Source organism: Belliella baltica DSM 15883, from assembly GCF_000265405.1.
In the GTDB taxonomy this organism is placed as follows: domain Bacteria; phylum Bacteroidota; class Bacteroidia; order Cytophagales; family Cyclobacteriaceae; genus Belliella; species Belliella baltica.
The window spans coordinates 3,892,618-3,915,103 of record NC_018010.1; the positions used below are offsets into that span (position 1 = coordinate 3,892,618).

Here is a 22,486-nt window from a genome sequence, read left to right on the forward strand (position 1 = left end):
CTAAATCCCCAGACCAATTAACCTTACCAGCCATTTCAGAAAGCTCCCGCAGTTTAATTAATCTTAGAATCCTTTCAGCGCCACATCAACCGCTTCCGTTTTTGTTTTGATATTCGTCTTTTCAAGAATCTTATCAATTAGCTTTTGATCAATATCAATAGTGGTTCTCATGGCAATATCATTGAAATACAAAAATTATAAAATTCTAAACAAATAACCATTTATTTTCTATCACTGATTTCTAAAAATTACTCCAGGTTATTACTTCTTGAATAAATTGGTATGGAAGATTATGAAGGGATTTGGGTAACTTTGTAGTAGAGCCACAAAACTGCCTGTCGTCAGACAGGGGCGCTTAGGCGCTAAGAAAATAGCAGGTAAATATTACTTAGTAATATGCGAGCAACGAAAAATACAAGACAGATGGTAGTAATTTAAAGAATGATTTACAGAAAAATACAAACTCTGCAATAACACAGGCCTTAAAAACATCAGAAAAGGGATACTTCAAATTAGATAGGTAAAACCCCAGATATACTAAACTGGCAGGGATCAGAATCTTAAAGAAGGTTATGATAGGAGCAAACAGGTAAGTCAACCAAAGCCATCTTCCTCGAAACTCAAGCATTTGCTCTATCCTCGTATTGGAGTACTGCTCAGCCAGATGAAAATAAAAAACATCTTCAGTTAGAAGAATTTCATCAATATACAAGGCTAAAACAGATCCTAATACTATTAGATATAAAAATAATTTCCTTAACATATACTTTCGGTTAAAACAAATAAGGACTGTTTATAGTCTCCTGTTTTCGGTCTCCATTCTAATGAATACTTTAATTTCTGAATAATATTTTATAAGATTGGAAGTTTTTATTGAAGTTTATAAACACAATAAATACTAACCTTCTTTCTTAAATATTTTCCTTCATTAAAAACAATCATCTTTTTTGTATGTACTTCCACCCTTACCCACTACACCTCCAGGAAGAATCGGTATAATATGGAGATTACAGTCAGATAAAGTTTCTATAAAATATTTATAGGTAGCTATTTTTTCCAGATCATTTATAATTAAAGTATACGAATATCCGCCTACATACAAGTAGGCAAATTTTATACTTTGACAATAAGTGTCAATAACTTTCAGGGCTGAATTGTAAGTGTTTAATTGGCTTTAAATAAATAAAAAGGCCATGAATATTCTACAATTCAATGAAAGATATCCTGATGAGACAAGTTGCATCCATTACTTGAAGGAACAAAGAGAAAAAGAAGGTATCATTTGCAAGAACTGTAATTCCAAGGATCACTACTGGCTTAATTCTCTCAAGATGTTCCAATGTAAACATTGTAAATTTAGGACAGGACTGAAAAATGGTACTATTATGGAAAACAGCAAGTTACCATTGAAGACCTGGTTGCTTGCAATGACTCTTGTAAGCGCAACCAAGAAGGGATTTAGCTGCCTTGAACTACAGAGGCAGATGGGTCATAGCAGATACGAGACTGTTTTCAGACTGTATCACAAGCTCCGGGAAGCAATGGGTAAACGTGACAGCCAATATAAACTAGAAGATATGGTTGAATATGATGAGGCATTTGTAAGCAAGGCAACAAAATCTTCCGAAAAGACGAAGCTGAAGAAAGGCCGTGGAAGCCAAAAACAAGCCACTGTCGCTATTATGGCTGAATCATCTATTCTTGAAGACCTAATTACCGGAGAAAAGGACAAAAGCTGCAGATATTTCAAGATGGTCAAAATAGATAACTTGAAGGCAAAAACAGCCGAAAAACTGATAAAAAGGACTGATTGACAAAAAAGCCGTGCTCCAAACTGATGAAAGTACGACTTATGCTAACCTAGAAGATTGTATTGATGTTCACGTAAGCGAACTATCTTCCACAAAAGAGGGCAAGTTCAACCTCAAATGGGCACATATAGCAATAAGCAACCTTAAAAGGGATTTACAGAAGTACCATATGGTTTCAGAAAAGATGCTTCAAAACTATCTCAATGAATTCTGTTACAAACTAAACCGAAGATACTTTGGTAAAAAACTCTTTGATAGACTTGTTATTGCGAGCATTTGCCCCTATTTGCATACAAGCGGATAATCATATTAAAGTATCTTTATCAATAGACCAAAACCCTATTTTGTCAATTATTTTTCCATTTTTCAAATCTTTAAAAAATACTGTATCACCTTTGAAATTTAAATCGACTTCTTCCATATACAAATCATACAATTCCATACCTCGTATTTGTTGCTCTGAATCTAAACTTTGAAAGTCTTTTGAATTAAGAATAATTTCAAAGGTAATAAATCTATCAATCATCCATCTTCCTTCCAATACAGGATTAATTAAAAGAAGAATAATTAAAATAAAATTTAGTTTTAACATATTTTTTAATGTTTTTTTTAGTAAAAATGTTATTTAACGACTTATCATTTCTCAAATCAATTATTTTGTTCGTAACTAAAGCCATAGAAATTAGTCTTCTCTCTTGAACATCATTCTACTTTTAAATACTAGACCATCTCTTGGATTAATCATTTTCAAGTGTAATTCCGATTTATTAAGTTCCGTAATCAAGTATTTTTGTACACTTATTTTATTTATCTGACCAATAATTAATGTATCTCCATCAGTCCACCACAATCCTTTTAATTCAATTATTTCATAATTCTTAAAATCTGTAAAAACTGCGGTGTCCTTTTTAAAATCATAAAAATATCCGTCTATAATTTTTGAAAATGTTTCTGCTAATGCTTGTTGTTGGGCTTCATCCTGAAGTTGAAAATTTTTTGATGTAAGGATATTTTCAAATGACTCACTTCGGTAAAGTTTCCATTTTCCATATAACAGGTCGTCATTTATGGAATAAAATTGAAAAATGATAAATATAAAAAACAGTTTCATATAGAAAATTTTAATAAGTGATTATAATAAGGTGTCCTAAATTTTATAAATAAATAATTTGTTATTAATGAAGGCTACCTTTAAAGTAGCCTTCATTAGCTATAATCAATATGAACTATTCCCTTGGCAATGAGTCTCATAACTGTTAACAAGAATCATATACAAATCATTATCTCCCTGAAATCCACCACTACTTATTAATAACCAAGCTGTGTCACAATAATCCGATCCCCCGACCAGATTCTCCATTTTTTCCATGTCTAATCTTTCCATGAATTTTAAAATTTTAATGTCAATTATAATTAAGACATGAATGAAACTAAGAAAATAAAAATTATGATCCAAAATCATTAGGCATTGATAACCTTACACTTACTGTAAATTGAACTATTCCAATAGTCAATTTCAAAATAATCTTTTAAAAATTAGTTTACCCCTCCCGAAAAACCAAAAAATTAGTAATTAAAAATTAATTTTCAAAAATAATAAATTTTTTTTACAGTTTTTTAAAAAAATTAGAGTAAAATTCGGTTAAACTATATTGTTTTTCAAATATACCGACATCCATTCCAATTATCGGATAGCTTAAAGTTCCAAATCAAAATAACCATTTACTTGCTGTCACTGATTTCTAAAAATTACTCCAGGTTATTGCTTATTGAATAAATTGGTATGGAAAATTATGAAGAGATTTGGGTAACTTTGTAATAAAGCTACAAACCTGCCTGTCGTCAGACAGGGGCGCTAAGACACAAAGGAAATATTACATTGAAGTAAGATGCGAAAAACGAGAAACAAGAACCAAGAGGCAAGAGACAAGACTGTTTTCGTTACCTTATAAAAGCCTGTGCTGCCTTGCGAGCCAAAAACCAAAGCTTTGTGTCTTTGTGCCTTAGTGGCAAAAAAACTGCGTCTTTGCAGCCCTGTCTGCTACCAGGCAGGTTTGCGAGAAACCAAAAGAATCTTCGAGGTTCAGAGATCTTAAAAGTTTAAAAAATCAATGTTCAAACCTTCGAGGTTTTGAAAACCTCAAAGGTTAACTCAAGTACTATGCAAACCATCAAACATACCCTTATCGGACCCATTCGCCAAGCAGTTACTATGACAGGACTTCCCTTGAAAGGAGCGCTTAAAGATGAACAGCTGGACATCATTTCTGAAGCAGGCATCCTGATCAAAAATGACCGCATCCATCAGGTCGGTAACTATTGGGACCTGTATCCCGAAGCTCAATCAATCGGTGCCGAGATGATATCCTTAAAAGGTGATTTTGTGGCATTACCTGGATTGGTTGATTGCCATACGCATATTTGCTTTGGAGGTAGTCGTGCACAAGATTATGCGATGCGCAATGCGGGGAAATCCTACTTAGAAATTGCTAAATCGGGAGGAGGGATTTGGGATACAGTCTCCCAAACTCGGAAAGCAAGTTTAGAGAAATTAGCACAACTGACTGTTCTACGTGCCAATAGACACCTAAAAGATGGAATCACGACGATTGAAGTTAAAAGTGGTTATGGTTTATCCGTCGAAGAGGAACTCAAAATGCTTAGAGCGATCAAACTCGCAAATGAAAATACAATAGCTGATTTGATTCCAACTTGCCTAGCTGCACATATTCCTCCAAAAGATTTTCAAGGCACAAATAAAGATTATTTAAAGTCAATAGCTGACGAGGTTTTTTCAATCCTCAAAACAGAAGGATTATCCAATCGGATCGATGCATTTATAGAGGAAACAGCTTTCACATCCGATGATATCCAATCTTATTTTCAAAAAGCCAAAGAAATGGAATTTGACATCACAGTACATGCTGATCAGTTCCGTACCGGAGGATCAAAAGTAGCTGTTGACTTCGGTTCCATTTCCGCTGATCATTTGGAAGCAAGTTCTGAAAAAGAAATACAATTACTGGCTGAATCAAACACAATAGCTGTAGCATTACCAGGAGCTTCAATTGGTTTGGGAGTGTCATTTACTCCAGCCAGAAAACTACTCGATGCGGGTGTATCATTAGCCATCGCCTCCGACTGGAATCCAGGATCTGCACCGATGGGAGATTTGCTCATGCAAGCCTCTGTTTTGGGTACTTTCGAAAAGCTAAGCAATGCAGAAGTATTGGCAGGAATTACTTTTCGAGCCGCTGCAGCTTTAGGAATAAAAAACCGAGGAACGCTTGAATTCGGGAAGCTTGCAGATATTATCCTTTTCCCAACAGATGATTATCGAGATATTACTTATCAGCAAGGGAGATTGAAACCAACAATAATTATTAAAAATGGAGTTAGGATTTGATTGAAATAAAATAGAAATCCGATTGAAATAAAATAGAAATATGGTTGAAATAAGCTAACACAAAATATTTCTACTCTTTTTCGCGAAGCGTATTTCTACTGTATTTCGGATTGCCATACAAAGACCATTAAATAAAATATCATGACCTTCCAAGAATCTATAATTCAAGGCATCCCCACTACCCTTCCTTCCAAAAAGAAGCCTGATCCTAATTTTTCTCATGCTCCCAAGCGCAAGGACATCTTAAGTATTGAAGAAAAAAAACTTGCATTGAGGAATGCGCTTCGGTATTTCCCAAAAGCTTGGCATCCAGAATTAGCGAAGGAATTTTTTGAAGAATTAAAGGAACATGGGAGAATATACATGTATCGATTTATGCCAGAGTACGATATCTATGCTAGGTCTATTTCGGAATATCCAGCACAAACCCAACAGGCAGCGGCAATTATGTTGATGATCCAAAACAACCTAGACCCGGCTGTAGCGCAACATCCTCAGGAATTGATTACTTATGGAGGTAATGGAGCTGTCTTTCAAAACTGGGCTCAATACCTACTCACTATGCAATATTTGTCCGAAATGACCGAAGAGCAAACGCTCCATATGTATTCAGGACATCCGATGGGGCTTTTCCCTTCTTCCAAAGATGCACCAAGAGTGGTAGTTACTAATGGCATGATGATCCCAAATTATTCCAAACCTGATGATTGGGAAAAATACAATGCATTAGGAGTAACACAATATGGTCAGATGACAGCTGGCTCCTACATGTACATTGGTCCACAAGGAATTGTGCATGGTACCACTATTACGGTAATGAATGCATTTAGAAAGAAACTTGGTGCAGAAGTAAACCCAAATGGGAAAGTGTTCCTTACAGCAGGTTTAGGTGGAATGTCTGGTGCTCAGCCAAAAGCTGGAAATATTGCAGGTTGTATCACAGTTTGTGCGGAAGTGAATCCTAAAGCTGCTCACAAAAGGCATGAACAAGGCTGGGTGGATGAATTGATTGAAAATTTGAAAGATTTGATCCTTAGGGTAAAGAAGGCACAGAAAAATAAAGAAATAGTATCCATAGCTTATTTAGGAAATGTGGTAGATGTGTGGGAGAAATTTGATGAAGAAAATATTCTAATAGAACTCGGTTCTGATCAGACATCCTTACATAATCCTTGGGCTGGAGGTTATTATCCCGCAGGTCTGGATTTCGAAGAAGCCAATGAAATGATGTCGAATGACCCTGAACAATTTAAAAGCAAAGTTCAGGAATCACTCCGAAGACAGGCTGCTGCAATTAATAAACATGTTGCTAAAGGAACCTACTTCTTTGATTATGGCAATGCATTTCTACTTGAAGCGTCACGAGCAGGTGCTGATGTCATGGCAGAAAATGGCGTTGATTTTAGATATCATTCTTATGTTCAGGATATCTTAGGACCGATGTGTTTTGATTATGGTTTTGGTCCTTTTAGGTGGGTTTGTACGTCTGGACTATCAAAAGATCTAGAAAAAACAGATCAGATAGCTGCTAAGATACTTAAAGAAATGATAGACGCCTCTCCCGAAGAAATCCAACAACAAATGAAGGACAATATCAAATGGATAGAGGAAGCGGGTAAAAACAAATTGGTGGTAGGTTCTCAGGCGAGAATTCTGTATGCTGATGCAGAAGGTCGGATCAAGATCGCTCAAGCTTTCAACAAAGCAGTGGAGTCAGGCGAAATATCAGCGCCCATTGTACTTGGCAGAGACCATCATGATGTAAGCGGTACCGATTCCCCTTTCCGTGAAACCAGCAATATCTACGATGGCAGTAAGTTCACTTCTGATATGGCCATACACAATGTGATTGGCGATAGTTTTCGAGGTGCAACTTGGGTTTCTATCCACAATGGCGGTGGTGTAGGATGGGGAGAAGTAATCAATGGTGGTTTTGGAATGCTACTCGACGGCTCTGAAGATGCAGAGAGAAAATTACAATCCATGCTTTTCTATGATGTCAACAATGGAATTACCAGAAGAGCTTGGGCAAGAAATGAGGAAGCCTTATTTGCGATCAAAAGAGAAATGGAAAGAACCCCTGGACTAAAAGTTACGATTCCTGAAATGGTGGATGATGATTTGTTGAGTTTTTAAATTTCCTGAATTAGGATTTAAACACTTGCTTTTAGGGGATTTATTGCTGAAATTTTTAAAAAATTAGCTTAACCCAAATGAAAGACCTCAAATACTTGTTTGCTTACTCCATCCCATTATCGGCTTATCTTGCATTACAATGGCTAGGTTGGTGGTCTTGGGCTACAGTAATTCTGGCTTTTGTAATTTTCCCTGTTTTTGATGCAGTGTACCCTGCCTCATCGAAAAATCACTCTGAGTCTGAAGAAAAGAAGCGTTTATCAAATAGATTTTTCGATTTACTGCTTTATATCTGTGCGCCAATCTGCTTTCTATTGGTTTTTCTATATTTTCAAACGATCAACAACACCATACTTTCTCTAAATGAAACCATAGGTTTAACCTTTAGCATTGGCGTTGTCCTAGGGTCTTTGGGAATCAATGTAGCTCACGAACTCGGTCATCGAAATAATAAATGGGAACAATTTCTCGCAAAAGTTGGCTTACTCCCAGTCTTTTATCAACATTTCTACATCGAGCATAATAGAGGACATCACAAACATGTTTCTACTGATTCTGATCCCGCAACAGCAAAAAAAAACGAACCCATTTATCAATTTTATTTGAGGTCTGTCATTGGGCAATATTTGAATGCTTGGAAACTGGAATTTGAAAGATTGAAGAAAAAGGAATTAAAAAGCATTTCATGGTCTAATGAAATGATCAGATTTTCGGCCTATCAAATCGGATACTTAATCTTAATAAGTTTGTATTATGGAATTGGAGTTTTACCTTATGCATTGGCAATTGGAGTAGTTGGCTTTTTACTTTTAGAAACAATCAACTACATCGAACATTATGGGCTACAAAGAAAAAAATTGGAGAACGGACGATACGAAAGAGTGATGCCAAAACACTCATGGAATTCAGATCATGAAATGGGAAGAATTGTTCTTTTTGAGTTAACTAGACATTCTGACCACCATTACCTAGCTTCAAGAAAATATCAAATCTTACGACATATGGATGATAGCCCTCAGCTACCTACAGGATATCCTGCTAGTATGCTTTTGGCCTTATTTCCTCCGCTATGGTTTAGAATAATGAATCCTCGATTGGAAAAATTCAATAGCTAGACTAAGCAGATTTAATCAATGAAATCCAGTGATTGAGTTGATCTTTCATTTCGCTGAAATCTTCTCTTTTGACATCTGCACCTGCTAATTTGGCTAGCAATTCATCAGGAATACAAGCGGCTTTCTCTTCCAATTTTTTGCCTTTTTCGGTCAAACTAACCAGAACTTTTCTTTCATCCTCTTGGGATTTTGATCTAGTTATCAAATCCATTTGCTCCATTCTTTTTAAAAGTGGAGTAATTGTATTTGTATTTAGAATTAATTTTTCAGTGATTTGATTGACTGATTGTTTTTCATACTCCCAAAGAACCAACATCACCAAAAATTGTGGATAGGTAATACCCAAAGAATCCAAATGTGGCTGATAAGCCCTTATGATTAATCGAGAAATGGCATAGAATGGAAAACAAATTTGATTTTCTAGTTTGAGTTGTTCTACCATGATTTTAAGAATTCATCCTCATGAAAATTTGATTTTTACACTTTTGCTTTATTTCTCTTGAGCAATTTTACTATATCCTTCTCTATTGACTCCGGCTGAGTAAAAGGTGAAAATCTCTTCACCGGCTTTCCATCAGAATCAATCAAAAATTTGGTGAAATTCCATTTTATCTTAGATCCTAAAATTCCTCCTTTCAATTTGCTCTTCAGAAATTTGAAAATTGGATGAGCTTGGTCTCCATTAACATCAATTTTAGAAAACATTTGAAAAGTTACCCCGTAATTAATTTCACAAAACTCTGAAATTTGATCTTCAGAGCTTAACTCTTGATTTGCAAATTGACTGCAGGGAAACCCTAATACTACAAAGCCTTTCTCACTATATTTTTTATTCAGCTTTTCCAAACCTTCGAATTGTGGTGTAAGACCACATTTACTCGCTGTGTTGACCACCAAGACTGTTTTCCCTTTATACTGAGACATATCTATCAACTGCCCTTTGATATCCTCAGCAGTAAATTCATAAAATTTATTTTCCATGATTTCAACATTTATATCGCTTCCGATATAAATATACTTATTTTATTTAAATTACATCGTGCACGATATAATTTAAAGAGATTTATTTTGCCAACTCAATCCCTATTATGTACTTTGGTAAAAATCCAATCACTATGAATTTTCACAAACCAACTCCTCAAAATATTTGGAAAGGACGTCTTTCTGATGAAATTCAATATTGGTATCAGAAAGTAAAATGTTTAGAGACATTTTTGTCAGAAAATGTGAATTCTAAAAAGAAAATCGCACTGCTTGGATATGCTGTAGATGAAGGGGTTCGACGGAATCAAGGACGGGTTGGCACTCAGTTTGGTCCTGATGAAATCAGAAGGACTATGGGATCAATGGCTTATCATTTACCCGAATCAATGGAAATTCAAGATTTTGGCACTTTTTGGCTTGATGATTCAGATTTGGAAGGTGTACAAAAAACAACTCAAGAGGCAATCGGTCATCTCTTAGAAAATAATTACTTCCCAATCTTACTAGGAGGAGGACATGACCTTGCTTTTCCACATGGCATGGCAGCATTTCACTACTGCAAGTCTAGAAATGAATCTCTTGGAATCATCAATTTAGATGCCCATTTTGATTTACGTGATTTAGTACACGATCAAGGCCATTCAGGCTCTCCATTTTTACAAATCTTAAATTCAGCAAAGAATATGAATTCCTCAATGAAATACTTTTGCTTAGGAATACAAAAAGCTTCCAATCCATCATCTTTATTCGAAACAGCCAAAACCACTGGGACGTGGTGGTTAGAAAATGAAGCTTGCACGATATCAAACTGGGAAGTAGTTCAAGCACAATTGGAAGCATTTCTTTCCCAAGTAAACAAAGTTTATTTGAGTATAGATCTAGATGGCTTTTCATCTGCTTATGCCCCAGGAGTAAGTGCTCCTTCTCCTATGGGATTCTCTCCAGATTTCGCAATGAAGGTTTTAGAATATGTAGCAAAAAGCAAGAAATTATTGTGTATGGATGTAGTCGAACTTAATCCGAAATATGATATTGATCATTGTACAGCTAAACTTGCTTCTAGATGTATTGAGAGTACTGTTAGAAAAATGTGGGAATGAAATTTAATAAAAGAAGTGAAATTCAATTTTCTTTCAAAAAAATAGTCTGATTGCAGACTTATCCCGAAAATCAACAGTACACTACAGAATTTCTTGTATTTTTGCGCCTTGAAGTTTTCATCAAGCGCTAAATTCCTATGTCATTAGCTACAAAATATAATCCTGAAGCAGCAGAATCTAAGTGGTATGCCTATTGGATGGAAAATAATTTTTTTTCCTCCAAAGTAGATCACGAAAAAGAACCCTACACCATTGTTATCCCACCTCCAAATGTCACCGGTGTACTTCACATGGGTCACATGCTTAACAATACCATTCAGGATGTTTTGGTTCGAAAAGCTAGAATGGAAGGCAAAAACGCATGTTGGGTTCCTGGAACAGACCATGCTTCTATTGCTACAGAAGCGAAAGTGGTCGCCATGCTCAAAGAAAGAGGAATAGATAAAAAATCACTTTCTCGTGAGGAATTTCTTGCTTATGCATACGAATGGAAAGAGAAATATGGTGGAATTATCCTAGAGCAACTCAAGAAATTAGGTGCTTCATGTGATTGGGATAGAACCAAGTTCACCATGGATGCTGACTTGAGTGAAGCCGTAATCTCGGTCTTCATTGACCTTTATAATAAAGGTAAAATCTACCGTGGAATACGAATGGTAAACTGGGATCCTGTTGGGAAAACTGCTTTGTCAGATGATGAAGTAATCACCAAAGAAATTCAGTCTAAGTTATATTATATCAAATACAAAATCGAAGGAAGTGAAGATTTCTTGACTATTGCTACAACTCGACCTGAGACCATCATGGCCGATGTCGCAATTTGCATCAATCCAAACGATCCTAGATTCGCTCACTTAAATGGTAAAAAAGCGATCATTCCGCTAATTAACCGAGCGATTCCAATTATTGAAGATGACTATGTTGACATGGAATTTGGTACAGGTTGTTTGAAAGTAACTCCAGCTCATGATATCAATGATTATGAATTAGGTATCAAGCATAAACTTGAAGTGATTGATATTTTAAATGATAATGGCACTCTCAATGAAAAAGCTCAAATTCTTGTTGGTGAAGATAGATTTATAGCCAGAAAGAGAATTGGGAAAATGCTGGATGAAATCGGTCAATTGGATAAGATTGAAGAATACAAATCTAATGTTGGTCATTCTGAAAGAACTGATGCAGTCGTAGAGCCTAAGCTTTCCTTGCAATGGTTCTTGAAAATGGACGACATCACCAAACCTGCATTGAGTTCGGTGATGGAAGATGTAATCCAACTTCATCCACCAAAATTCAAAAACATGTATCGCTCATGGATGGAAAATGTAAGGGACTGGTGCATTTCTCGTCAACTTTGGTGGGGACATCAGATTCCCGCATATTACCTTCCAAATGGAGAATTTGTAGTAGCAAAAACGAAAGAAGAGGCTGTTGATATCGCAAATGACAAATTTGGGACAGCGTATTCGCTGAATGACCTGACTCAAGACGAAGATGTGCTTGACACTTGGTTCTCTTCATGGCTATGGCCTATCTCTGTATTTGATTCCGAAGTATTCAGAACAGGAGAGAAAAATGAAGACTTGAAGTACTATTATCCAACCAATGATTTGGTGACAGCTCCTGAGATTTTATTCTTCTGGGTTGCTAGGATGATCATTGCGGGATATGAATATACAGGAGAAAAACCTTTTAAAAATGTCTATCTCACAGGAATAGTTAGAGATAAGCAAGGAAGAAAAATGTCCAAGTCTTTAGGTAATTCTCCAGATCCTTTGGAGCTGATCAAACAATTTGGTGCTGATGGTGTACGCACAGGAATGCTTTTCTCCTCTCCTGCTGGAAATGATCTTCCTTTCGATGAGAAATTGGTTGAACAAGGTCGTAATTTCTCAAATAAAATTTGGAATGCTTTTAGACTGGTAAGTGGATGGGAGATTGATTCGAGTCTTAATGGTGAAAGCAATCAAGCAGCAATCACTTGGTTCGAAAATCGATTCAATGAAGCCTTGACAGAAATCGAAGATCACTTTGAGAAATTCAGAATCTCTGATGCCCTCATGGCAACTTATAAGTTGGTTTGGGATGATTTCTGTTCTTGGTATTTGGAAATGATCAAACCCGCCTACCAAGCTCCAATCGATCCTGCAACTCAAGCGAAGACCATCGGATTCTTTGAAGATATTCTTAGGATCTTGCATCCATTTATGCCTTTTTTGACAGAAGAACTTTGGCATCAAATCAAAGAAAGGGACACATCAGAAGCATTAATAGTATCTGCTTGGCCAAAAGCAAAATTATTTGATAAGCAAATCATCACAGAAGCAGCACAGGTATTTGAAGTTGTCTCTCAGATAAGGAATATTCGTGCTTCCAAAGGAATTTCGCCAAAAGAGGCATTCTCGCTGACGATCAAAACCAAACAAGAAGATCTTTACAATAGATTTGATGCTGTTTTGAAAAAATTAGCGAATCTTGATGAGGTGACATTTGGTGATTCTATTGACAATTCAGTAAGCTTTGTGGTCAAAGCTGACGAATGCTTCATCCCAATGGAAGGACAAGTCAATCTTGAGGAAGAGAGAGAAAATATCACAAAAGAATTAGCATATACCAAAGGTTTTCTAACTTCTGTTTTAAAAAAGCTCAGTAATGAACGATTTGTAGCAGGAGCACCTGCAGCTGTGATCGAAAATGAAAGAAAAAAACAAGCGGATGCAGAGTCTAAAATCAAAGCCCTGGAAGAAGCTCTTTCCAAGCTTGGTTAAACAGAATTAAACTTAAAAAACCGAAGCTTTCCCGCTTCGGTTTTTTTAAACTGCAAAAATGAAAATTAAGAAGATTCTCATTGACCTCGGTGTCAATATTTATCACAAGTGATCCTGCAGTTAATTGTAATTTATTTATTAATTATCAGTACTAAAGTGGTTTAAAAACCACCTGCTTATTTAGCTACAAGTGTGTAATTAGATTTAAATCTTACAATTTAAGCAAAGACCTAATCCACTTAATTTTTCTTAGAATTAGGAACATCATCATTGCTTTTACAAACTTCAACCAAATAATCATCAATGACTCTTATTGCATAATCAAAGCAACATTGAAGGAATTTTCTTTCATAAGTAATCATAAAGTGAGTATGATACATAAAATTGAAGCCTAGTCCAATTAGGTAAATCTTTGAAACTATTGCGTTACCTTCATTTTTTTCATAGATCACTCTCAAAATTTCCCGGTTGTTTTTTTGAAATTTAGGGATAGTCACAATTGGATCTGATTTCCTTTCTTGCTTCGTATCATTATAATGTGCACTTCTACATCCATCACAACAATACTTCTTATCAGACCTCCCCAAAACCAACCGGTCGCAAACCGGATTCAAGCAAACTCTTACATCTTTCATAAAAAAACTAGTTTAAAAACTATCAATACTCTGTTAATCAGAAGATTAAATATAAAACATTAAAACTAGTTAAAAAATACCTAGTAGTAGGTATTTTTTAATTGAGATATAAATTAAAAATTTTTTGATATTTTTTATTGTTTATCAATAAATAATTATTGAATTTTGAAAAATAAACCAAACAACAGCATCATGAATTGGAAAAAACAACCTCAATTATTGACCATCACAATTGTGATTTGGATTATCTTTATAGGGTTTTGCCCAAGTTTTCAAAAGAGGAGTAGAAATTCAATCTGAAAATGAACTAACCATCTAACTATGCCAATAATTGTAAATCTAGATGTCATGATGGCAAAAAGAAAAATGTCGCTCAATGAGCTCTCAGAGAAAGTAGATATCACGCTATCCAATCTTTCTATTTTAAAAACTGGCAAAGCGAAAGCTATTCGATTTAGTACTCTAGATGCAATTTGCCAAGTCTTAGAATGTCAACCTGGAGATATCCTAGAGTTTGCAGAGAATTGATCGTCAAATTTCCCACCGTTCATCATTTTCAGTAAAATAAAATAAACCAATCAGTCCAATTTTTGCTTATATGAACATAATCTGAATATTATTTTAATAAATGCTCAATTAAGCAAAATGAAGACTTTCAATCTCAGCGTTTTTACCTTAACTCTAATCATCTTTCTCTGGAATTCCAACTTGGTATTTTCTCAAAACAATGAAAATCAATATAATGTAACAGGGAAAATTATTGATTCTGAAAGTAAAGAAACTGTACCATTTGTACAAGTTGCCTTCTTCAAGCCAGGGGAAGAGGAACCTGTGGCTTACTCTGACACAAACATTGACGGTGTTTTCAACCTCAAATTACCTGCTTCTACTTATAACTTAAGATTATATTTGATTGGTTACGAGAGACAAGAAATTGAAAATATTAATGTAAATAAAAATCTAAACCTTCAAAACATTGAAATCTTTAATGAAGGAGAGAATCTGGAGGAAGTAGTCGTCGAGTCTAGCAAGATTCTAATGCGAACCAACGTCGAGGGAATTACTATTAATCCTAGTGCAAATTTATCAAATATTGGAGGAACACTTCTTGATATATTGAGAAACACACCTTCCGTAAGGGTGGGTGATGATGGAGGGATTTCACTAAGAGGAAGTACAGGAACTAACGTATTAATAAACGGCAGAAATTCATCCTTAACGCAAAACCTAGATCAAATTCCTGCAAGTGCAATAGAACAAATTAGAATAATAAATAATCCAAACGCCAGATATGATGCAGAAGCTGAAGGAGGGATTATTGATATCGTATTGAAAAAAGGTGATGATCTGGGAACTAATGGAGGTGCTGAACTAACCTACGGTACTAGAGGACGGATGAACACTGGAGCAAGATTCAATCATAGAACCATCAAATATAATGTTTATGCTGGTTACAATCTGAGAAGATGGAGAGATGTTGGTAACCGTAGAATCGAAAGAGAAATCTTTGGAGACGGAGAAAAACTCAACCAAGAAACTGGAAATAGGAATGAAAATCTAGGCCATACTTTTAATTACGGCGCTGATTATTATTTCGGGAAAAACACCATTAGTTACGAAGGCGTGTTCAGTACAAGTCTAGATCAACAAATCAATACACTGTATTCAAGATTATCTACGCTCGATTCAGACGAGCTCGTCTTGGAGTATGTAAGAAGAAATAATGAAAGCGAAACTGATGATGGGCTTGAAAATTCCTTCATTTATGAAAGATCATTTGATGACAAAGAAAGATCATTCAAATTCATAGTGAGCAACTCTTACACCAATCAATTTAAAACTCAAAACATTGATATCTTCAGAAATGCTTCAAATCCAAATCCTGAAAATCTCAACGGGCAAGAAAGAGCTTTTACTGATGAAAAAAGATATAACACAGTTTTCCAAACTGACTACATCCATCCTCTTCCAAATCAAATGAAACTTGAAGTTGGGGCTAAATCAAATCTAAGAAATTTCGATAATGATTATGATTATTCAAGGTTCAACGAGGGTGCTCAAGATTTTGTAAATGACCCTGCCATAAGTAATCGATTTGATTACAAAGACAGAATTCACGCAGGTTATTTTGTCTGGAGCAAAGCGGGTGAGAAAATTGACATTACTGCTGGATTGAGAGGAGAATATACGACAGTAGATACCTACTTATACAATACTGAGGAGAGGAATAGGCAGGAGTATTTCAATTTGTTTCCAAGTGTACAATCTCTTTACAAATTTTCTCCTGAACAACAAATCAAGTTCACCTACAGTAGAAGAATAGATCGACCGACTGCATGGAGGCTAAACCCCTTCCCAGACATTACTGATTCCTTGAATGTAAGAAGGGGGAATCCATTTTTACAATCTGAAATGATCCACTCGCTAGAGTTGGGGCATATTATGGAGTTAAAAAAGGCAAGTTTAACCACTAATTTCTTTTATAGACAAGTAAACGGCTTATTGGATTTTATCACTATCATTGAAGACGGAATTTCTTACTCTCAACCCGAAAATCTCAATACAGGTGAATCTTATGGCGTCGAATTAATTGGATTATGGGATTTGACACCTTGGTGGAATTTAAATGGTAGTCTCACTGGATTCAATATTAGAGTAGATGGATCAAACCTTGGAGAGGAGTTTGTAAATAGCGGATTTGCTTGGAATACCAAATTGAATTCAGACTTTAAGCTTCCATTAGATTTTACACTTCAGCTCGTTTTCAACTACGATTCTCCAGAAATCGAAGCACAAGGAAGAGACTTATCTCAGTATTTTATAGATGCAAATATTCAAAAAAGCTTTTTTAACAATAAAGGGAGTTTGGCACTGAGTATAAGAGATATTTTTGATACAAGAAGATTTGCCGGAAATAGCTTGACGAATACATTCTCTCAGTCATTTTATTCAAAAAGAGAGACGAGAATCGCATTATTTAGTGCTAGATATAATTTTTAAATTATAAAAATTCATGCATAAAAAAGCCAATTCATCAGTAATTGATAAATTGGCTTTTTAAAGTATTACGGATAAAGAATTATTTCTCAAATGTGATTCCATCAGGATTAGCTCCTAACTGTTTTAGAATTTCACTTACACTTTCTACCATTGGCTGAGGTCCACAAACATAAAATTGTTGAGAAAGGTCCGATAAATTTTCTTTGAGAAACTCCATATTGACCCGTCCAAAAGAGTGGCCTTCTAGCTTTTCTCCATCTAAAATAGAAAAGAAATCCTCCGCTAAAATTTCATGAAAATAAGATTCCATGATAACATCTTTACCAGTCTTATTTGCAAAAATCAATTTGTTTCCATCGAGATTCCCAGCATCCTCCAATGATCTGAAAATACTAATAAAGGGAGTAATTCCTGCCCCACCTGCAATAAAAACTCCTTTTCCTTTGAACTGAATGGCACCCCATGCATCATCGATGATCAATTCATCACCTTCTATCAAATCTTCTATCTGTTTTGTCACTCCATCATGATCTCTATATGATTTGATCACGAATTCAAGGAAGTCATCTTCTGGCAAAGACGTAAAAGTAAATGGTCTCTTTTCATCCTTCCACCCCTCTTTATTAATGGCTACTTCTGTAGCCTGACCTGGTGTAAAATTGTATCCACTAGGCTTTTCTGTTTTCAACATTTTAACATCATGTGTCAAAGAAAGTATGTCTGTGATTTTAACTGTATAGCTCATAAAATTTATTTTTAGTTTACCTATAAAGTAATAGCAGCAAATATTGTTCAAGAATCTCCGCTTTTCTAATGAATTTTAAAAAAAGCAAACAAGAATTCATTTTCGAAGTTGTATCTTCGATTTACCTAAACCAAACAAATCAATTAAATATTTATGAAAAAAATCGGATTATTAATCGCCTCTTTTGCTTTGTTAATTTTTGTTGCAAGCAACGAAGCTTTCGCACAATTGCAAGCACCAGCACCTAGCCCAGCGGCATTTGTCTCTCAGAATGTTGGATTTACCAAAATTAGCATTGAGTACTCTTCTCCAGCTGTGAAAGGGAGAAAAATTTTTGGAGAAATTGAAAAATTCGGCACTACTTGGAGAGCAGGTGCAAATGCAACTACCATGATCGAATTCAGCACTACTGTCAATGTAGGCGGTCGAAATTTAAGACCTGGTAAATATGCAATATTCATGACTCCAACTGAATCTGGAGACTGGATGGTTAGATTCAATAGCAAAGGGAATTCAGTTTTTGCTTACATGAAAGATGGTAAAATCGACGAAGAAGCTATTGCTAAAGATGATTTGGTAGCTTTCAAAGGCACAACAACCAAGTTAGCAAGCCCACAAGAAAGATTGATTTATACCATTTCTGCTGAAAACAATAAAGTAGCGAAGGTGACTTTAACCTGGGAGAACTATTCTGTATCCTTTATGGTAGACACTCAAGTTGATCAGAAAATGGAAAGCTTCAAGGGAGCTTTTTAAAACAAAAGTCTCTCTACTTGGATATTTCAAAAATTGAATTCTGTGAAGTTTTTATACTTTATGATATCTTCCCATTAAAAACAAATCACAATTTTTGACATTTTAGAGAAACCCCAGGAATCGTAAGTCAAATAGCGGAGAGTTTGAATCTCCGCTATTTTTATTTAATGCTTCCAGTCATATTGATCAATAGATTCTAGACAAGCATTTAGCAATAAAACACTGTTTGCGATGTCTTCTTTATGGGCCATTTCTATCACTTGATGCAAATGTCTTGTTGGAATGGAAATCGCACCTGCAATAGCTCCTTGTTTTCCCATCCTTTGAACTCCTGCGGTATCTGTTCCGCCAGCGGTAAGGATTTCCGGTTGCCATTTGATTTGAAATTGATCAGCAGTTTTTTTCATAAAATCCACCATACGATAATCACAAATTGTCATCGCATCCATAATTTTGATCGCAGTTCCTTTGCCCAACTCTGTCACCTTCTCGTGCGGCTGAGCTCCTGGTACATCAAAGGCAATCGTAGTATCTAGAGCGATTCCAAAGTCAGGATTGATTCCATGTGCAGCGACATTTGCCCCACGAATCCCTACTTCCTCTTGAACTGTAAATACAGCATGAAGGTCATACGCTGGATCTTTGATCGTTCGCAATGTTTCAATCAAAATATATACCGCCACTCTATTATCGATTGACTTACAGTTGACACAATCACCCATTTCGATTAGTTCACGATCTCTGGTAATTGGGTCACCGATAGTGATATATTTCTCCACTTCCTCCTTATTCATTCCCAAATCAATAAAGAAGTCTGTTGTCTTGGGAAGTTTTGTTTTTTCCTCAGGAGACATGACATGAATAGGCTTGGAACCCATCACTCCTACTAGATCTTTCTTACCATGAACAATGACCCTTTGGGCCGTTAGAGTCTTGGGATCAAATCCTCCTAAAGTATGAAATCTAACAAATCCATTGTCATCAATATGTGTCACAATGAATCCAATTTCATCAATATGGGCTGCCACCATGATTTTTTTGTTATCAGGATTTTTTTTTGATTTTTTAACAGCAATGACATTCCCCATATTGTCTATAATCACCTCATCAGATAATGGAGTAACTATACCTACAATTAAATCTCTAACCCTTTTCTCAAAGCCCGGTGCACCAGCTATTTCACAAATTTGTTTTAATAAGGCTACATCTACATTCATCATGATCTATTTTTTTATTTTTCTAATCCCCAAAGTGTGTAATTTCTCTACACTTCATCTCCATTTATTGAAAAGAGAATCTCTGAGTATTACTTAAAATTGGTACGAAATTTTCTTTGGTTGTATTGATATTTTATTTCTGAGGGTATTTATTCAATCCAATACATACCCAACTGTAAAAAGACAACAAAAGATTTATTTATGCAATTGATTCTTGTGCTTATCGGTGCATTCATCGTATTTATTTTAAGTACTCTGACTGGAGGAGGGGCAAGTTTACTCTTAATGCCTCTTGTTGCTGTGGTTGTGGGTATAAAAGCCGTCGCTCCAGTCATGGCAGTCAGTATTGGAATGAGCAGCACTTCTAAAGTATTGCTTTTTTGGAAATATATTGATTGGAAGCTATTTGCGTGGCTTTTCCCATCGACAATAGTTGGCTCAATCTTAGGAGCCAGCCTATTTGCTAGCATGTCGAGTGATTATTTACAGCTATTGATAGGACTCTTACTTGTATCTACAATATTTCAATTCAAACAAAAAAAGAAACCAAGATTTAAAGTTAAAGCTTGGCATTTCGCTCCGATGGGCTTAGTCGTAGCATTCCTTTCAGGACTTATAGGAGGGGTTGGGCCTTTGATGAACTCAGCTTATCTCAATTATGGAATCAGCAAAGAGTCATTATTGGGAACAAGGTCTGCAAACGCTATTTTACTCCACAGTACAAAAATCCTCAGTTATGCTTACTATGGCTATATGACAGGTGAGGTTCTCAAATATGGGATTTTGATCGGAGTGACCTCTATGGTTGCTGTGTATTTTGGAAAGCTTATTCTAGCAAAGATCTCAGATAATTTCTTCCGACAAATAGTCGTAGCGAGCATGGTCCTCAGTGGTGTACTGATGCTTTGGAAAAATTGGGGAACTGTCGAAGGACTTATTTAAATCATTCAAAAATTCATTAAATCAAATTATATGAAATTATCAATTTCAAAAAATGTCCATTTAGTCGAACCAGGAGATTTTGAACCTACCGATCATTGGTATCCTCGGGTTTTGAATTCTAATATTCATCCCCTAGTGTCCTATTTTCTCAATCTTTCTCATAAGCAGATTGCAGAAAGATATAATAGGCTTCATCCACAAAGTGATCTTGAAGCTTTGATGAAAATCATGTCTTATCAACCACAATATTTCCGCTGGGCGGGAACAGACTTGATGCATGTCACTAACAATGAGGGTAACAGAAAACTAACAGTAATCGAAACAAATAGCTGTCCTTCTGGGCAAAAATCAATGCCTCTTCTAGATCTTAATGTAGAGCAAGGAGGTTATAAAAGACTGATAGAAAAGACCTTCAAGCCCATGGTAAAAGCTCATGACATGGAAGGTGCTCTCGCAGTTATATATGATAAAAATCCAATGGAAAATATTGGTTATGCCGCTACAGTGGCTGATGTTTTTGGTGAAAACGTCTTTTTAGCCAAATTTGAAAAATTAGACAATGATCCTCCTGTTAAATTCGAAAATGGCGTGATGTTTATCAGAAATGAAAAGGACGAATGGGTAAAAATAAGAGCTGCATTTAGGTATGTTACTCAAGAACCTTGGGCCAGACTGCCAAAAACTACTAAAACCTTACTTTTGAACCCCATTGAGGCTTGTCTTTCGGGAGGCCGAAACAAAGAAGTTGCAAGTGCTGCCTACGATTCTTTCAATGAGGAGTTCGCTGAGAATGGAATTTCAATTTTTACTCCTAAAACTTTCAGAAAAGTGAAATATAGTGAATTACAAGGTCATCTTGATAGACTTGGAGGCAGTATGGTCATCAAAGTACCAGACTCCAATGCTGGTCAAGGTGTATACACGGTGGTCAATCAAAAAGAGCTTGACCATGCAATGTCGGAGATCGATCCAAAAGATCAATATTTGGTTCAAGAACTGATTCATAGTAATTTCAGCGCTAATCTTGACCCAAGCAAAGCATGGTATCATGTGGGTACTATTCCTGATTCTAAAGGCAGAAGTTTTGCATTTGACTTGAGATTGATGATGCATGCCACGGAGGAAGGAATTAGACCACTTGCTGTTTATAGCAGAAGGTCGCGGTTTCCACTCAACGAAGAGCTCCCTGAAGAAATGAATTCATGGGAGGTTTATGGGACAAATCTTTCGATAAAAGGAGAAGATGGATGGACTTATGCAGATGAAAGACTGATGCTTTTTGACATTAGAAATTTCGGACTGCTCGGAGTAGGAATTGATGAATTAATCAAAGGATTTGTACAAAGTGCAATGGCTGTGTACGCCATTGATCAAAATGCCATAAAAATCTATGGTGAAAGCTTAATTAAAGACTATTTTACTACCCAAAACCTATAATCATGAATAATAAAATATTAATTGTTGAAGACGATGCGGTTTTTTGTAGGCTGCTGACAAGGTTTCTCTCCAGAAATAATTTTGAAGTTATGGATGCTCAAAATGGTCGAGATGCTTTGGAGCTTATGAAATTGAACACCTTCAAATTAGCCATATTAGATTATCGCCTGCCAGATATGAATGGCATAGATATTCTTAAAAAATTAAAAGAATCAAACTCTGATGCAAAATCTATAATGATCACCCGCTACGGAGATAAAGATATAGCTGCAAAAGCCATCAACGAAGGAGCTGATGCATTTGTGTCCAAACCTATCAACCCAGATGAATTACTTGAAGTCATAAAGGGACTAAGGATTTGATTATATTTGGAACAAAAAAAGAGGAGCAAAATTGCTTCTCTTTTTTTGTTATGAAAATATTTTTTTTACAAC

Annotated in this window: 20 protein-coding genes and 1 pseudogene; 12 read left to right on the top strand and 9 right to left on the bottom strand. The window is 35.7% G+C overall.

Annotation, left to right across the window (positions count from 1 at the left end):
• Positions 1-63 precede the first annotated feature (63 nt).
• Together BELBA_RS20275 and BELBA_RS19535 are read right to left on the bottom strand one after the other, a co-directional pair.
• Positions 64-171, bottom strand: coding sequence for a type II toxin-antitoxin system VapB family antitoxin (locus tag BELBA_RS20275; protein WP_245531100.1), 108 nt, complete (start codon positions 169-171; stop codon positions 64-66).
• Positions 172-388: 217 nt separating this feature from the next.
• Entirely contained in the window at positions 389-763 is a 375-nt protein-coding gene (locus BELBA_RS19535) for a hypothetical protein (protein WP_014774030.1), read from the bottom strand.
• A gap of 430 nt (positions 764-1,193) precedes the next feature.
• On the opposite strand from BELBA_RS19535, the pseudogene BELBA_RS17625 reads away from it, so the two are divergent.
• Positions 1,194-2,115 (top strand): annotated as a pseudogene (locus tag BELBA_RS17625) (IS1595 family transposase).
• Here BELBA_RS17625 and BELBA_RS17630 read toward each other — a convergent pair.
• Both BELBA_RS17630 and BELBA_RS17635 read right to left on the bottom strand, forming a co-directional pair.
• Complete coding sequence (locus tag BELBA_RS17630; protein WP_014774031.1) at positions 2,116-2,403, bottom strand: hypothetical protein; 288 nt, start codon at positions 2,401-2,403, stop codon at positions 2,116-2,118.
• A gap of 90 nt (positions 2,404-2,493) precedes the next feature.
• Positions 2,494-2,922: a hypothetical protein gene (locus BELBA_RS17635; protein ID WP_014774033.1), complete on the bottom strand. Its 429-nt coding sequence runs from the start codon at positions 2,920-2,922 to the stop codon at positions 2,494-2,496.
• A 1,050-nt stretch (positions 2,923-3,972) separates the two neighbouring features.
• On the opposite strand from BELBA_RS17635, the gene hutI reads away from it, so the two are divergent.
• The 3 genes from hutI (at position 3,973) to BELBA_RS17655 (ending at position 8,468) form a co-directional block, all read left to right on the top strand.
• Complete coding sequence (hutI, locus tag BELBA_RS17645) at positions 3,973-5,217, top strand: imidazolonepropionase (protein ID WP_014774035.1); 1,245 nt, start codon at positions 3,973-3,975, stop codon at positions 5,215-5,217.
• 141 nt (positions 5,218-5,358) lie between these two features.
• Positions 5,359-7,353 (top strand): urocanate hydratase, encoded by a 1,995-nt coding sequence (locus BELBA_RS17650; protein ID WP_014774036.1) that lies wholly within the window; start codon positions 5,359-5,361, stop codon positions 7,351-7,353.
• 77 nt (positions 7,354-7,430) lie between these two features.
• Positions 7,431-8,468 (top strand): alkane 1-monooxygenase, encoded by a 1,038-nt coding sequence (locus BELBA_RS17655; RefSeq protein ID WP_014774037.1) that lies wholly within the window; start codon positions 7,431-7,433, stop codon positions 8,466-8,468.
• A gap of 1 nt (position 8,469) precedes the next feature.
• Here BELBA_RS17655 and BELBA_RS17660 read toward each other — a convergent pair whose 3' ends face one another.
• Together BELBA_RS17660 and BELBA_RS17665 are read right to left on the bottom strand one after the other, a co-directional pair.
• On the bottom strand, positions 8,470-8,910 hold the full coding sequence (locus tag BELBA_RS17660) for a MarR family winged helix-turn-helix transcriptional regulator (RefSeq protein WP_014774038.1): 441 nt from the start codon (positions 8,908-8,910) through the stop codon (positions 8,470-8,472).
• A gap of 35 nt (positions 8,911-8,945) precedes the next feature.
• Positions 8,946-9,449, bottom strand: a complete 504-nt coding sequence (locus tag BELBA_RS17665) for a glutathione peroxidase (RefSeq protein WP_014774039.1) — start codon at positions 9,447-9,449, stop codon at positions 8,946-8,948.
• A gap of 134 nt (positions 9,450-9,583) precedes the next feature.
• Here BELBA_RS17665 and hutG point away from each other — a divergent pair, with 134 nt between their 5' ends.
• Together hutG and BELBA_RS17675 are read left to right on the top strand one after the other, a co-directional pair.
• Positions 9,584-10,552 carry a formimidoylglutamase gene (gene hutG, locus BELBA_RS17670; protein ID WP_014774040.1) on the top strand — a complete coding sequence of 323 codons (969 nt, stop codon included), beginning with the start codon at positions 9,584-9,586 and terminating at the stop codon, positions 10,550-10,552.
• A gap of 137 nt (positions 10,553-10,689) precedes the next feature.
• Positions 10,690-13,320, top strand: a complete 2,631-nt coding sequence (locus BELBA_RS17675; protein WP_014774041.1) for a valine--tRNA ligase — start codon at positions 10,690-10,692, stop codon at positions 13,318-13,320.
• Between the two features lie 239 nt (positions 13,321-13,559).
• Here BELBA_RS17675 and BELBA_RS19180 read toward each other — a convergent pair whose 3' ends face one another.
• Positions 13,560-13,955: a hypothetical protein gene (locus BELBA_RS19180; protein ID WP_014774042.1), complete on the bottom strand. Its 396-nt coding sequence runs from the start codon at positions 13,953-13,955 to the stop codon at positions 13,560-13,562.
• Between the two features lie 321 nt (positions 13,956-14,276).
• Between BELBA_RS19180 and BELBA_RS17685 the strand changes: the two genes are divergently transcribed.
• Together BELBA_RS17685 and BELBA_RS17690 are read left to right on the top strand one after the other, a co-directional pair.
• Positions 14,277-14,483 carry a helix-turn-helix domain-containing protein gene (locus tag BELBA_RS17685; protein WP_014774043.1) on the top strand — a complete coding sequence of 69 codons (207 nt, stop codon included), beginning with the start codon at positions 14,277-14,279 and terminating at the stop codon, positions 14,481-14,483.
• A 117-nt stretch (positions 14,484-14,600) separates the two neighbouring features.
• Entirely contained in the window at positions 14,601-16,955 is a 2,355-nt protein-coding gene (locus BELBA_RS17690) for a TonB-dependent receptor (RefSeq protein WP_014774044.1), read from the top strand.
• Between the two features lie 79 nt (positions 16,956-17,034).
• Here BELBA_RS17690 and BELBA_RS17695 read toward each other — a convergent pair whose 3' ends face one another.
• Positions 17,035-17,700, bottom strand: a complete 666-nt coding sequence (locus BELBA_RS17695) for a ferredoxin reductase domain-containing protein (RefSeq protein WP_014774045.1) — start codon at positions 17,698-17,700, stop codon at positions 17,035-17,037.
• 153 nt (positions 17,701-17,853) lie between these two features.
• Here BELBA_RS17695 and BELBA_RS17700 point away from each other — a divergent pair, with 153 nt between their 5' ends.
• Positions 17,854-18,456: a DUF2911 domain-containing protein gene (locus BELBA_RS17700; protein ID WP_014774046.1), complete on the top strand. Its 603-nt coding sequence runs from the start codon at positions 17,854-17,856 to the stop codon at positions 18,454-18,456.
• A gap of 164 nt (positions 18,457-18,620) precedes the next feature.
• On the opposite strand, the gene BELBA_RS17705 is transcribed toward BELBA_RS17700, so the two are convergent.
• Positions 18,621-19,673, bottom strand: a complete 1,053-nt coding sequence (locus BELBA_RS17705) for a M42 family metallopeptidase (protein ID WP_014774047.1) — start codon at positions 19,671-19,673, stop codon at positions 18,621-18,623.
• Between the two features lie 201 nt (positions 19,674-19,874).
• On the opposite strand from BELBA_RS17705, the gene BELBA_RS17710 reads away from it, so the two are divergent.
• The 3 genes from BELBA_RS17710 to BELBA_RS17720 are packed head-to-tail and all read left to right on the top strand — an operon-like array spanning position 19,875 to position 22,414.
• On the top strand, positions 19,875-20,615 hold the full coding sequence (locus BELBA_RS17710) for a sulfite exporter TauE/SafE family protein (RefSeq protein WP_014774048.1): 741 nt from the start codon (positions 19,875-19,877) through the stop codon (positions 20,613-20,615).
• A 30-nt stretch (positions 20,616-20,645) separates the two neighbouring features.
• Positions 20,646-22,052: an ATP-grasp domain-containing protein gene (locus tag BELBA_RS17715; RefSeq protein ID WP_014774049.1), complete on the top strand. Its 1,407-nt coding sequence runs from the start codon at positions 20,646-20,648 to the stop codon at positions 22,050-22,052.
• 2 nt (positions 22,053-22,054) lie between these two features.
• A complete protein-coding gene (locus tag BELBA_RS17720) occupies positions 22,055-22,414 on the top strand; it encodes a response regulator (protein WP_014774050.1) in 360 nt (119 codons plus the stop codon).
• The last annotated feature ends 72 nt before the right edge of the window (positions 22,415-22,486 follow it).

Excerpts from the sequence above, each read along its gene's own strand:
- BELBA_RS20275 (WP_245531100.1), bottom strand. The coding sequence starts at position 171 with ATGAGAACCACTATTGATATTGATCAAAAGCTAATTGATAAGATTCTT.
- BELBA_RS19535 (WP_014774030.1), bottom strand. The coding sequence starts at position 763 with ATGTTAAGGAAATTATTTTTATATCTAATAGTATTAGGATCTGTTTTA.
- BELBA_RS17630 (WP_014774031.1), bottom strand. The coding sequence starts at position 2,403 with ATGTTAAAACTAAATTTTATTTTAATTATTCTTCTTTTAATTAATCCT.
- BELBA_RS17635 (WP_014774033.1), bottom strand. The coding sequence starts at position 2,922 with ATGAAACTGTTTTTTATATTTATCATTTTTCAATTTTATTCCATAAAT.
- hutI (WP_014774035.1), top strand. The coding sequence starts at position 3,973 with ATGCAAACCATCAAACATACCCTTATCGGACCCATTCGCCAAGCAGTT.
- BELBA_RS17650 (WP_014774036.1), top strand. The coding sequence starts at position 5,359 with ATGACCTTCCAAGAATCTATAATTCAAGGCATCCCCACTACCCTTCCT.
- BELBA_RS17655 (WP_014774037.1), top strand. The coding sequence starts at position 7,431 with ATGAAAGACCTCAAATACTTGTTTGCTTACTCCATCCCATTATCGGCT.
- BELBA_RS17660 (WP_014774038.1), bottom strand. The coding sequence starts at position 8,910 with ATGGTAGAACAACTCAAACTAGAAAATCAAATTTGTTTTCCATTCTAT.
- BELBA_RS17665 (WP_014774039.1), bottom strand. The coding sequence starts at position 9,449 with ATGGAAAATAAATTTTATGAATTTACTGCTGAGGATATCAAAGGGCAG.
- hutG (WP_014774040.1), top strand. The coding sequence starts at position 9,584 with ATGAATTTTCACAAACCAACTCCTCAAAATATTTGGAAAGGACGTCTT.
- BELBA_RS17675 (WP_014774041.1), top strand. The coding sequence starts at position 10,690 with ATGTCATTAGCTACAAAATATAATCCTGAAGCAGCAGAATCTAAGTGG.
- BELBA_RS19180 (WP_014774042.1), bottom strand. The coding sequence starts at position 13,955 with ATGAAAGATGTAAGAGTTTGCTTGAATCCGGTTTGCGACCGGTTGGTT.
- BELBA_RS17685 (WP_014774043.1), top strand. The coding sequence starts at position 14,277 with ATGCCAATAATTGTAAATCTAGATGTCATGATGGCAAAAAGAAAAATG.
- BELBA_RS17690 (WP_014774044.1), top strand. The coding sequence starts at position 14,601 with ATGAAGACTTTCAATCTCAGCGTTTTTACCTTAACTCTAATCATCTTT.
- BELBA_RS17695 (WP_014774045.1), bottom strand. The coding sequence starts at position 17,700 with ATGAGCTATACAGTTAAAATCACAGACATACTTTCTTTGACACATGAT.
- BELBA_RS17700 (WP_014774046.1), top strand. The coding sequence starts at position 17,854 with ATGAAAAAAATCGGATTATTAATCGCCTCTTTTGCTTTGTTAATTTTT.
- BELBA_RS17705 (WP_014774047.1), bottom strand. The coding sequence starts at position 19,673 with ATGAATGTAGATGTAGCCTTATTAAAACAAATTTGTGAAATAGCTGGT.
- BELBA_RS17710 (WP_014774048.1), top strand. The coding sequence starts at position 19,875 with ATGCAATTGATTCTTGTGCTTATCGGTGCATTCATCGTATTTATTTTA.
- BELBA_RS17715 (WP_014774049.1), top strand. The coding sequence starts at position 20,646 with ATGAAATTATCAATTTCAAAAAATGTCCATTTAGTCGAACCAGGAGAT.
- BELBA_RS17720 (WP_014774050.1), top strand. The coding sequence starts at position 22,055 with ATGAATAATAAAATATTAATTGTTGAAGACGATGCGGTTTTTTGTAGG.